Source organism: Herbaspirillum autotrophicum (assembly GCF_001189915.1).
Classification (GTDB): Bacteria; Pseudomonadota; Gammaproteobacteria; order Burkholderiales; family Burkholderiaceae_D; genus Herbaspirillum; species Herbaspirillum autotrophicum.
The window spans coordinates 18637-30820 of sequence record NZ_LFLS01000008.1; the positions used below are offsets into that span (position 1 = coordinate 18637).

At 58.3% G+C, this 12184-nt stretch carries 10 protein-coding genes; 5 read left to right on the forward strand and 5 right to left on the reverse strand.

The features are described 5' to 3' along the window. Positions 1 to 54: 54 nt before the first annotated feature. The 4 genes from AKL27_RS08245 to AKL27_RS08260 form a co-directional block, all read right to left on the reverse strand. A complete protein-coding gene (locus AKL27_RS08245; RefSeq protein ID WP_050462334.1) occupies positions 55 to 921 on the reverse strand; it encodes a branched-chain amino acid ABC transporter permease in 867 nt (288 codons plus the stop codon). A 192-nt stretch (positions 922 to 1113) separates the two neighbouring features. Beyond that, the gene (gene pcaF / locus AKL27_RS08250) at positions 1114 to 2316 is read right to left on the reverse strand and encodes a 3-oxoadipyl-CoA thiolase (protein WP_050462335.1); all 1203 of its coding nucleotides are present in this window, start codon (positions 2314 to 2316) and stop codon (positions 1114 to 1116) included. 20 nt (positions 2317 to 2336) lie between these two features. Next, a complete protein-coding gene (locus AKL27_RS08255) occupies positions 2337 to 2975 on the reverse strand; it encodes a CoA transferase subunit B (protein WP_050462336.1) in 639 nt (212 codons plus the stop codon). Positions 2976 to 2977: 2 nt separating this feature from the next. Further along, on the reverse strand, positions 2978 to 3640 hold the full coding sequence (locus AKL27_RS08260; RefSeq protein WP_050462337.1) for a 3-oxoacid CoA-transferase subunit A: 663 nt from the start codon (positions 3638 to 3640) through the stop codon (positions 2978 to 2980). Positions 3641 to 3954: 314 nt separating this feature from the next. Here AKL27_RS08260 and AKL27_RS08265 point away from each other — a divergent pair, with 314 nt between their 5' ends. Continuing rightward, complete coding sequence (locus tag AKL27_RS08265; protein WP_050462338.1) at positions 3955 to 4845, forward strand: IclR family transcriptional regulator domain-containing protein; 891 nt, start codon at positions 3955 to 3957, stop codon at positions 4843 to 4845. A gap of 114 nt (positions 4846 to 4959) precedes the next feature. Here the strand turns inward: AKL27_RS08265 and AKL27_RS08270 are convergent, their stop codons facing one another. Further along, on the reverse strand, positions 4960 to 6057 hold the full coding sequence (locus tag AKL27_RS08270) for a porin (protein WP_050462339.1): 1098 nt from the start codon (positions 6055 to 6057) through the stop codon (positions 4960 to 4962). 562 nt (positions 6058 to 6619) lie between these two features. Here AKL27_RS08270 and AKL27_RS08275 point away from each other — a divergent pair. From AKL27_RS08275 to AKL27_RS08290, 4 genes are all read left to right on the forward strand, one after another. Then, positions 6620 to 7795 (forward strand): ABC transporter substrate-binding protein, encoded by a 1176-nt coding sequence (locus AKL27_RS08275; RefSeq protein ID WP_050462340.1) that lies wholly within the window; start codon positions 6620 to 6622, stop codon positions 7793 to 7795. 365 nt (positions 7796 to 8160) lie between these two features. Continuing rightward, complete coding sequence (locus AKL27_RS08280) at positions 8161 to 8952, forward strand: crotonase/enoyl-CoA hydratase family protein (RefSeq protein ID WP_050462341.1); 792 nt, start codon at positions 8161 to 8163, stop codon at positions 8950 to 8952. A gap of 74 nt (positions 8953 to 9026) precedes the next feature. Next, positions 9027 to 10877, forward strand: coding sequence for a feruloyl-CoA synthase (locus tag AKL27_RS08285; protein ID WP_050462342.1), 1851 nt, complete (start codon positions 9027 to 9029; stop codon positions 10875 to 10877). Positions 10878 to 10885: 8 nt separating this feature from the next. Continuing rightward, on the forward strand, positions 10886 to 12139 hold the full coding sequence (locus AKL27_RS08290; RefSeq protein ID WP_050462343.1) for a thiolase family protein: 1254 nt from the start codon (positions 10886 to 10888) through the stop codon (positions 12137 to 12139). Positions 12140 to 12184 lie beyond the last annotated feature (45 nt).

The following is a 12184-nucleotide window of genomic DNA, read 5'->3' on the forward strand; positions in this document are numbered from 1 at the left end:
TCGTAGTGGAACGTTGATCGGTGGCAGCAGCGGCAGCCGTATGCGTGGTGACACTCATGACCGCCTCCGCAACAAACCTGCCGGAAACAGAATCAGCAACAACACCATCAGGCCATAGATCACGAAAGCGCCGATCTCCGGTACGTAATATTTACCCGCCACGTCAAACACACCCAGAATCAGTGCCGCCACCAGCGGCCCCTTGATGGTGCCGGCACCGCCGACGGCCACGACCAGCAGGAAGTACACCATGTATTTGATCGGGAACGTCGGATCCAGACCCAGCACGTCAATGCCCAAACCGCCGCCGAGTCCGGCCAGACCGGAACCGAGCGCAAAGGTCAGGCTGAAGACGCGGCTGACATTGATGCCCAGTCCGGCCGCCGCCACCTGGTTATCCACCGAGGCACGGATTTGCGCGCCGAAACGCGTGCGCTCGATCAGCAAGCCCAGCGCCACCGTGATCAATACCACCACGCCGATCAGGAACACCCGGTAGGCGCCGACATCCAGTCCCAGCAACGACACCTGGCCGCGCAGCCAGTCCGGCAAATTGACCGGCTGCTGGGTTGGTCCCCAGACCCAGGTCGCGGCGGCCACGGCCATGAAGGTCAGACCGATCGAAAACAACACCTGATCCAGGTGCGAAGCCTTGTACAAGCGACGGTACAACAACCGCTCCAATACCAGACCGACCACTGCCGACGCCAGAAACGCCAGCGGCAGCGATGCCAGAAACGGCAGGCCGAAGCGGCTGAGCACGGTCACGCAGACATAACCGCCCAGCATGGCAAACGCGCCGTGCGCCAGATTGATGAAGTTCATCATGCCCATGGTCACCGACAAACCGACGCTGATCAGAAACAGCAGGCTGCCATACGCGATACCGTCAAACAGGACGCCGACCAGGTTGCCTAACATGACCGCTCCCCGTGGCGCTTGCCATGAAGATGTAATGTGCACGAACGTGTTTTCATGATGCTGTCTCTCTCCTCTTGAATGCTTGATGCGGCGTTTCACTTTTTTGCTGCCGGCACGCCGACCCCGGATACGCTGCCCGGGGCTGGAATGCTCTTGTTCTTTTATACTGACCTGCTGCGCGCTGGCCTCAGCTCACACCCGTTCGATCACGATGGCAATCCCCTGACCGACACCGATACACATGGTGCACAGTGCATAGCGGCCGCCGGTGCGATGCAATTGGTACATGGCGGTCGTCACCAGACGCGCGCCACTCATGCCGAGCGGATGGCCCAAGGCAATCGCGCCGCCGTTCGGATTGACGCGCGGATCATCGTCGCGCAAACCGAGCGTGCGCATTACCGCCAACCCTTGCGCCGCAAATGCTTCATTCAATTCGATCACGTCCATCTGATCCAGACGCAAACCAAGTTGCTGCAACAGCTTTTGTGTGGCCGGCGCCGGGCCGATGCCCATCACGCGCGGTGCCACGCCCGCAGTCGCCATGCCGACGATGCGCGCTTTCGGCGTCAGACCATAACGCGCAGCAGTCACTGCATTGGCCAGCAACAAGGCGCAAGCGCCGTCATTGACGCCTGACGCATTGCCGGCCGTGACGCTGCCATCCGGCCGCACCACGCCTTTCAGTTTGGCCAGGGCTTCCATGCTGGTCAGGCGCAAATGTTCATCATCGGTCACGCTGATGGCATCGCCCTTTTTCTGCGCTATCACGACCGGCGTGATTTCCTGCGCCAGAATGCCATCCTTTTGCGCCTGCGCCGCCTTGATCTGGCTGGCCAGCGCAAACTGGTCCTGGTCGGCGCGAGCGATATGATACGCGTCAGCAACGTTTTCCGCTGTTTCCGGCATTGCATCGACGCCATACAGACGCTTCATTTCGGGATTGACGAAACGCCAGCCGATAGTGGTGTCGTAAATATTGGCTTTGCGGGAAAAGGCACTGTCGGCCTTGCCCATCACAAATGGTGCGCGTGTCATCGACTCGACGCCGCCGGCAATCATCAGGCCGGTATCGCCGGCACGGATCGCGCGCGCCGCGCTGCCGACCGCGTCCATGCCTGAACCACACAGCCGGTTGACGGTCGAGCCCGGCACTTCTTGCGGCAAGCCGGCCAGCAAGGCCGACATGCGGGCGACGTTGCGATTGTCTTCGCCGGCCTGATTGGCGCAACCGAAAATCACGTCGTCAATGGCGCTCCAGTCGACTTGCGGATTGCGCGTCATCAATGCCCGTAGCGGCACCGCGCCGAGGTCGTCGGCGCGTACATCTTTGAGCGCGCCGCCGTAGCGACCGATCGGGGTGCGGATGGCATCGCAGATAAAAGCTTCAGTCATGACAATCAGTCTTTCAAAAATTAAGCCGGCAACAATGGGGCGTCGGTCAATTCTTGCAATTCGTCGAAGGACAGGCCGTCGACGATTTCGCGCACGACCAATCCTTGCGGCGTCACATCGAGTACCGCCAGATCGGTATAGATGCGGTTGACGCAGGCAATGCCGGTCAAGGGATAAGTGCATTGCTGCACGATCTTGCTTTCGCCGCTCTTGGTCTGATGTTCCATCATGACAAATACCTGCTTGGCGCCAATCGCCAGATCCATGGCGCCGCCCACGGCAGGAATCGCATCCGGCGCGCCGGTGTGCCAGTTGGCCAGATCGCCGCTGGCGGAAACCTGAAACGCGCCGAGCACGCAAATATCAAGATGGCCACCGCGCATCATGGCAAATGAATCACCGTGGTGAAAATACGCGCCGCCGGTCAGCAGCGTCACCGGTTGCTTGCCGGCATTGATCAGGTCTTCATCTTCCTCACCGGGCGCCGGCGCCGGCCCCATGCCGAGCAAGCCGTTTTCGCTGTGCAGGAATATTTCGCGTTCTTGCGGCAGGTAGTTGGCAACCTTGGTCGGCAAGCCGATACCCAGATTGACGTATGCACCTTCAGGAATGTCGAGTGCCACGCGCGCGGCGATCTGATCTCGTGTAAAGCGATTCATGACTATGCCTCCCGCACAATGCGTTGTACAAAAATGCCGGGCGTCACGATCACTTCCGGATCAAGCTGTCCCAACTCGACGACTTCGCTGACCTGAGCAATCGTGCACTTGGCGGCCATTGCCATGACCGGGCCGAAATTGCGCGCGGTCTTGCGGTAGACCAGATTACCCCAGCGGTCCCCGCGATGCGCCTTGATCAGCGCAAAGTCGGCATGGATCGGCGCTTCCAGCACATAGTGGCGACCATTGATCAGACGCGTTTCTTTGCCTTCGGCCAGCAAGGTGCCGTAACCGGTGGGCGAAAAGAAACCGCCGATACCGGCACCGGCAGCGCGGATGCGCTCGGCCAGATTACCCTGCGGCGTCAGTTCCAGTTCGATTTCGCCGGCATGAAACAAGGCATCGAATACATGCGAGTCAGTCTGGCGCGGGAATGAGCAAATGATTTTGCGTACCCGCCGGGCCTTGAGCAATGCCGCCAGCCCGGTGTCGCCGTTGCCGGCATTGTTGTTGACGATGGTCAGATCGCGCGCGCCCTGGGCAATCAATGCATCGATCAGCGCCGATGGCATGCCGGCATTGCCAAAACCACCGATCATCACGGTCGCGCCATCGTGCACCCCGGCGACCGCCTGTTCCAATGAATCAAAAATTTTGTCGATCACGTTTCGTCTCTTTCGTGAATCCGTCTGTTGAGAACCTGGGGCGATTTATCTGCCACACGGAAAGTGGCTCACTTGCCCGGCTCCATTGATTGCCATCGATCCGCGCCAGCGCTTGCTGGCATTGACTGTGCGGATGCTTTGGCAATTTTCTTAATTGTGCGATAAACGAACTAATGTTTGTTTTTCGCACACATTAGTGTACCGAGAGCCAACTCGCACCGTCAAGAAAAACGTCGCAATGCTGTTCGTTAGCCGCACAACATATTAGAATCAGCGTGAATATTTCCTACGCCTTCGCCTTTTTCGATATCACTATGACAAAAACACCCGTTAAAAGCAGCACGCGCAAGAGTCCGGTAAAGAAGCCCGCCGCAAAAACCGCCGTGGCACCAGAAGCGCGGGCAACACCGGAAGAAAAAGAACTCACCATCGCCGAAGAAATCGACGCCCTGACCGATCCCAGCTTCATGACTTCACTGGCGCGCGGACTGGCTGTGGTGCGCGCCTTCAGCGATCAGCGCCGGACACTGACCATCGCCCAGATCAGCCAGAAAACCGGTATTCCGCGTGCGGCCGTGCGGCGTTGTCTGCATACCCTGAAGCAATTGGGTTACGCCGATTCGGAAATGAACAATTTTTCGCTGCGGCCAAAAATCCTGACGCTCGGTTATTCGTACTTGTCGTCGACGCCGCTGACCGTATCGGCGCAGCCGTGCCTGAACAACATCACCCGCACCCTCAATGAATCCTGCTCGCTGGCCGTACTCGACGACAACGAAGTCTTGTATGTCTCGCGCTCGGCTACTTCGCGCGTGATGTCCGTGGCACTCAATACCGGCAGCCGTCTGCCAGCGTATTGCACATCGCTGGGTCGGGTGATGCTGGCGCATATGCCGGAGCCGGAACTGAAGGCGTACTTTGAAAAGGTAAAACTGCGCGCGTTCACCGATCGCACCGTGATTTCGCAAAAGCGCCTGCGCGAGATTCTGGCCGGTGTGCGTGAACAAGGTTACGCCCTGATCGATGAAGAACTGGAAATCGGTTTGCGTTCGATTGCCGTACCGGTACGCGGCGCCTCCGGCAATGTGCTGGCTGCACTGAACGTCGGCGCGCAAGCTACGCGCGTCAGCAAGCGGCAAATGGAAGAAGAGTTTTTGCCGGTACTGTTGCGCGGTTCGCAAGAACTGTCGGTATTGCTGCCATAAAAAATCTGCCCGCCGTTTCGATGGAAACGGCGGGCAGAAGGCCACGGCCTGCGCGCGAGCGCCGCCACAGATGTACGGTCGTCATGCAAAGTGACGACCGATTCTCCTCAAGAATCAGAAGGTGTGCTTGATACCTGCCATGACGCCAGCCTGATTCAGGCCGGCACCGACCGTACCACCTGCATCCAGCGCCACTTGTGCCTTGCCGGAATTTTTCATGTAACCGACCGAGGTATACACCGCAGTACGCTTGGACAGGTTGTATGTCAGACGTGCTACCGTCATGGTCGAATCGTTATCCGAGCCCTTGACGTTCAGACGTGCTACCTGACCATCCAGTACCAGCGCGGCCGAAATCGGATAGCTCGCACCGAGGAAATACAGGTCGGAGTCGGTGTTGACGGCACCGGCAGCACGCGTCTTGCGGTCGACTACACCAGCGCCGATCTTGGTATCACCGAGCATGAAGTAACCGGACAAGGTGATGCGCTGATCGGTATTGTCGCTGCTGGTCATGCCGTTGGCAGCGCCGGCATTGCCGTACAGGATGTCGTAGGAAGTGGAAACGCCATATCCCTTGCTGTCGTATGCCAGCATGCCGGTGACCTGGCGGCACGCCTTGGAATTGCCGGCCACTTCACCCGCGCAACCGGTTGCAGCCGGACCGCCGCTGGCCGAGTTGTCGCGGCCGAAGCTGTAAGTAGCACCGACGGTGAAACCGTTGAACGTACCAAGGTAACCGATGGAATTATCGCTGCGTGCATTCGGCAGATAAGTATCGATGCTGCCGATGGCAAAGATGTTGGGACCGAGCACGTCAGACTTGAGCATGGCCAGGTAAGTCATGTTGACCTGGCGACCCAGCATGATCTGCCCCCAGTTGTTTTTCAGGCCGACAAACGACTGCCGTCCGAACAGGCGGTTACCTTGTCCCATGGCGCCGGTATCAGGCGAGAAACCGGCTTCCAGCACGAACAATGCCTGCAAGCCGCCACCCAGATCTTCCGTACCCTTGAAGCCGATACGGGACGGGAACGAACCGGTCAGGCCCGGCATCTTGAAAACCGAATTGCCGGCCGGATTGGCATTGGTGGTGTACACCACGCCGGTATCGACGATACCGTAGATCGTGACCTGGCTTTGCGCCATGGCCGACATGCCACACAAACTACCGATCAGTGCGATGGCGCTGCACGCTGCTTTTTTCATCATTGCTATCTCCTCTTGTTTTGTGAAAAAACTTTTTTACCGGTTTGCTTACCGGCTCTGGTGTTGACATCTGCGGTGCCTGAATCCGTGCCGAGCTTGTCATCCCGACCTCGCTGCTTTGCAGTCAGTCGTCTCATGTCGCATGCACTCACGCCTGGTAACGAAATTGCGAGCGCACAACTCCCCGCCTTGCCTGGATGAGGCAACGCTGATTTTTGACATGCAGAACTGACTACGATGTGTCGCTACAGATGTGCCGTTCCGCGCGCGTCAACACCGACAGACTTCATCGGCGATGACCGTTGCGACCCGGACATCTGAACCACACTGGAAATTCGCCTCTTTAATTTACATTTTTGTTTTGTTCGATTACCGCACATTAAGTTGTCTATCGAACGTTTGTTGAGATACTATTGTTCTCGCCGATGCTTGTCAAGAATGCGAGTCACGACAAATTCCTGGCTACGTCGTCTGCAAGCAACAGATACAATTCAGCAGAAAAATAAATTCGCCGACAGCTTCGGCCTCATTTTCATTGACGAAATACGCACCAGAGGGAGACACCATGAGATTCAAAAAGACTGCATTGATGGCCATGTTCGCAGGCGTAAATTTTTTTTCCGCGCCGCTCGTACACGCTGAAGAAACCATCAAGATCGGATTGATTGCCGCGTTCTCCGGCCCGTTCGCCGACTACGGCAAACAGATGGAAGGCGGCATCAAGGCTTACATGGCGCAGCACGGCGACAGCGTCGCCGGCAAGAAGATTCAACTGATCGTCAAGGACACCACTGGCCCGTCACCGGAAATCGCCAAGCGTCTGGCGCAAGAGTTGGTGGTGCGCGACAAGGTCGATTTCCTGGCCGGCTTCGGACTGACGCCGGAAGCATTGGCAGTGGCGCCGATTGCGGAACAAGCCAAGAAGCCGATGATCATCATGAATGCGGCGACGTCGGTGATCACCACCAAATCGAATTACATCGCGCGCTTCTCCATGACGCTGCCGCAGGTGTCGGGACCAATGGCGACCTGGGCGTTGAAAAATGGCATCAAGAAAGTGGTGACACTGGTGGCCGATTACGGTCCGGGCATCGATGCCGAAACAGCATTCAAGACCAACCTGATCGGCGGCGGCGGCCAGGTGATCGAATCGATCCGGGTGCCACTGCGCAATCCGGAGTTCGCACCGTACATCCAGCGCATCAAGGATGCCAAACCGGAAGCAGTATTCATTTTCGTACCGGCCGGCGAACAAGGCATCGCCTTCATGAAGGGTTATCGTGAACGCGGCCTGGCGGAAGCCGGCATCAAGGTAATTGCCACCGGCGACCTGACGGATGATCACGTGCTGCCAGCCATGGGCGACGCCACACTTGGCGTCATCACTACCTTCCATTATTCGGCTGCTCACAACTCGCCGGAAAACAAAGCGTTCCTGAAGAGCTTCGCCGCTGCCAATCCCGGCGCCGGCCGTCCCAATTTCATGGCGGTGGCAGCTTACGATGGCATGGCGGCGATCTATGATGTCAGCCGCAAGCTCAACGGCAAGATCGATGGCGACAAGGCAATGGCGATTCTCAAGGGCATGAAGATGACCAGCCCGCGCGGCCCGATCACGATCGATCCGCAAACACGCGACATCGTGCAAACCGTGTACGTGCGCAAAGTGGAAAAGGTCGGCAATGAGGTCTACAACATCGAGTTCGATAAATTCACCGATGTCAAAGACACCGGTAAATAAACGCTGATACTGACGATCAGCTTGATCGCCAAAAAGCCCTGATGATGCGTTTGCACATCAGGGCTTTTTTCTGCGCCGGCAATTTTTCTGCATAGTGCCGGCGCGCCAATCTGCCTGTTCGCTTCACGACAGACGCATCGCGATGCGCCACGTGCGCCCCGCATTGCAACATCGTTTTCAAGTCTGCTCAGTCATTTTTTGCGCCAGCACCATCGGTTCGATAACCGCACTCTTTTACGTATATGAACACATGCAATGTCGTTTTTCAGCTTGCATTTGCGGCTCACAAACTTATACTGAATAACAGTTATAAGTTATAAGCAATCACGTCCGCATCGGATGCCTTTACCAATATCGAACCGACCATGACCACCCACACCGAAACCACGCCACTCCTGACCATCGAATTCAACGGCGCCATTGCCGTGGTCGGCATCAACCGCGCCGCCAAGCGCAATGCATTGAATGATCCGCTGGTGCATGCGTTGCGCCATTGCTTCGAAACCTTGCCGGCAGAAATCAAGGCCGTGGTATTGCACGGCAATGGCGGCCACTTCTGCGCCGGTCTCGACCTCAGCGAAATGCGCGAGCGTGATACCAGCGAAGGCATGTATCACTCGCGCATGTGGCATCACGCATTCGAACGCGTGCAGTTCGGCCGGGTGCCGGTGGTGGCGTTGCTGCATGGTGCGGTCATCGGCGGCGGGCTGGAACTGGCGTCAGCCGCACATATCCGGGTTGCGGAGAGCTCGGCGTTCTATGGTTTGCCGGAAGGACAGCGCGGACTGTTTGTCGGCGGCGGCGGTTCGGTGCGCATCTCGCGCCTGATCGGGGTGGCGGCAATGACCGACATGATGTTGACCGGCCGCGTGCTGTCGGCGCAAGAAGGACATGCCGCCGGCATCACCCAGTATCTGGTGGAAGATGGCGCCGGCATGGCGAAGGCGATGGAGTTGGCGCAACGTATCGCCAACAATGCGCCGATGACCAACTACGGCGTGATGCATGTATTACCGCGCATTGCCGATCAGTCGATTCAGGACGGCATGGTAACCGAATCGCTGATGGCCGCGGTAGCTGGCAGCGATCCCGATACCAAAGGTCGGCTGGCAGAATTTCTGGATCAGAAAAAACACAAGGTGCAACGCAACGTTTGAATGCATTGCTGATATTCCGGCAATACCGCGCAGCATCCGGCAACACCCACATAAATAAAAAACACGAGACAGGCATGAACACAATTCCACGCTATCGCAGCGTCAGGTTCGGCATCAGTGGTGTCGAAGTCAGCAGCACTGCCAGCGGCACTTCCATTGTCAAGACCATACAGCCGCTGGAAAGCTATCCGCTGCGGCTGACCGACCGGCTCACGCATTGGGCGGCGCAGACACCGGACCGCAGCTTCATCGCCAAACGCGATGCGCACGGTGTCTGGCGTCACATCAGCTATGCCGAAGCCTTGAATATCGCGCGCCACATTGGTCAAGGCTTGCTGGATCGCGGCCTGTCAGCCGAACGGCCCTTGCTGATCCTGTCGGAAAACGATCTGGAACACGCGATGCTGGCGCTGGCCTGTCAATATGTCGGCGTGCCTTATGCGCCGGTATCGTCGGCCTACTCGCTGTTGTCCAAGGATTATGCCAAGCTGCAACACGCCATCATACTGCTGACGCCGGGCCTGATCTTTGCCGCCGATGGCGAAAAATTTGCCGCCGCCGTCAATGCCACTGCCGGCAGCGACATCGAATTTCTGGTCACCGACAACCCGCCGTCGGGCCGTGCCGCGACACGATATGCCGATCTCGCGGCAACGCCCGTCACCGCGCAGGTCGATCAGGCGCATGCGGCGACCAATCCTGAAACCATCGTCAAATTCCTGTTCACCTCCGGCTCCACCAAAATGCCGAAGGCGGTGATCAATACTCAACGCATGATTTGCAGCAATCTGCAAATGATCAGGCAAACCTTTCCGTTCCTCGCGGAAGAGCCGCCGGTCCTGATCGACTGGCTGCCCTGGAATCACACATTCGGCAGCAATCACAATGTCGGCATCGTGCTGTTCAACGGTGGCACCATGTATATCGATGAGGGCAAGCCGACACCGCAGGGCATGGCCGTCACGCTCGCCAATCTGCGCGAAATCGCACCGACCATTTACTTCAACGTACCGATTGGCTGGGAAGGTATCGCCCATGCATTGGAGCAAGATGAAGCCTTGCGCAAGAAGTTCTACAGCCGCCTGAAAATGCAGTTCTATGCCGGTGCCGCGCTGGCGCAACCGGTGTGGGACAAACTGCACGCAACCGCAGAAGCCGAGTGCGGCGAACGCATCGTCATGTCATGCGGACTGGGCATGACCGAAACCGCACCATCAGCCTTGTTCGTGGTGCAGGAACAAGTGCATGCCGGGCAGATCGGCATCCCCACGCCGGGCATGGAAATCAAGCTGGTGCCGAATGGCGACAAACAGGAAATCCGTTACCGCGGCCCCAACGTCACCCCCGGTTACTGGCGCGCACCGGAACAAACCAGTGAGGCATTCGACGACGAAGGTTTCTTTTGTTCCGGCGATGCCGTCAAGTGGCTCAATCCCGACAATCACCATCTCGGCTTCATGTTCGATGGCCGGGTTGCAGAAGACTTCAAACTGTACACCGGCACCTGGGTCAGCGTCGGTCCCTTGCGGGCACGCATCGCCCATGAAGGCGCACCGTATTTGCAAGACGCCGTGGTGACCGGCCAGGATCGCCAGGAAGTCGGCATTCTGATCGTGCCGAATCTGGTGCAATGCCGCCAGTTGGCCAATCTGCCGGCGAGTGCCACATCGCAAGAAATCACTGCGGCGCCGGCAGTACGCGACTTCTTTGCCGGCATGCTGCAGCGACTGGCGGCGCAAGCCACCGGCAGCGCCAGCCGCATTACGCGGGCGCTGATCTTGCCGACCCCGCCCTCGTTCGACCAGGGAGAAATTACCGATAAGGGTTCGATCAATCAGCGCGCAGTACTGACCCGGCGCGCGACGCTGGTCACCGCCTTGTACGACGACCACCATCCCGACATCATCAAACCGGCAGGAGCGTAAGCAATATCATGGCAAACAAAGGATTCTATTCTGACTTCAGCGATGTCTGGATGATCGATGGCGTACGCACGCCGATGGTCGATTATTGCAGCGCCTTCAGTCTGTTGTCGCCGACCGACATGGGTATCAAGGTAGCGCGTGAAATTCTGCAGCGGACCAACGTGGCGGCCACCGACATCGGCTCCGTGATCGCCGGCAACATGGCGCCCGGCGATTGCTTTCAATACATGCTGCCGCGTCACATCGGCCTCTACGCCGGTATCCCGCAAGAAGTGCCGGCACTCATGGTGCAACGCATCTGCGGCACCGGCTTCGAACTGTTCCGGCAAGCCGGCGACCAGATCGAACGGGGCTATACCGATACTGCACTGGTGGTCGGCAGTGAATCGATGACGCGCAATCCGATTGTGTCGTTTGCCCATCGCAACGGATTCAAGCTCGGTGCCCCGGTCGATTTCAAGGACTATATGTGGGAAGCGCTGATCGATCCGGCACCGGGCATCACCATGCCGCAAACCGCCGAAAATCTGGCGCGAAAATACGGCATCAGCCGGCGCGAAGTAGATGAATATGCCGCGCTGTCATTCGAGCGCGCGGTACAGGCGCAGCAACAAGGTTTCCATGCCGGTGAAATCGTGCCGGTCACCAATGAGAGCTTCACCCTCGATGGCTACAGCACGCGGCATATCAAGTTGCAAGGCAAAGTCACCGACATTGCACAAGATACCCATCCGCGCCCATCACCGGTAGAAGTGCTCGGCAAGTTGCGCGCGCTCTATCCTGATGGCGTGCAAACCGGCGGCAACAGCTCGGCGCTGGTGGATGCCGCGGCGGCAGCGATTGTCACTTCCGGCGCCTACGCGCGCCGGCAAGGACATCAGCCATTGGCGCGCATCGTGGCTGCCGCCGTGGTCGGCGTCCCGCCGGAGATCATGGGTATCGGTCCGGCGCCGGCCATCCGTTTGCTGTTGCAACGCTTGGGCTTGTCGCTGGATGACATCGGCTGCTTTGAAATCAATGAAGCGCAAGGTGCGCAAACCATTGCCGTCGAACGTGAACTCGGTCTTGATCGCAGCAAACTCAATGTCAACGGCGGCGCCATTGCACTGGGGCATCCGCTGGCGGCGACCGGGGTACGACTGACGATTACGCTGGCGCGTGAAATGCGCCGTCGCCAGGTGCGTTACGGCATCGCCTCGGCCTGCATCGGCGGTGGCCAGGGCATTGCCCTGCTGCTCGAAAATCCGCTGCCGCCGGCCTGAGCCGGCACTGTTTGCCACACCCTCACATCATCTGAACCGAAGAGA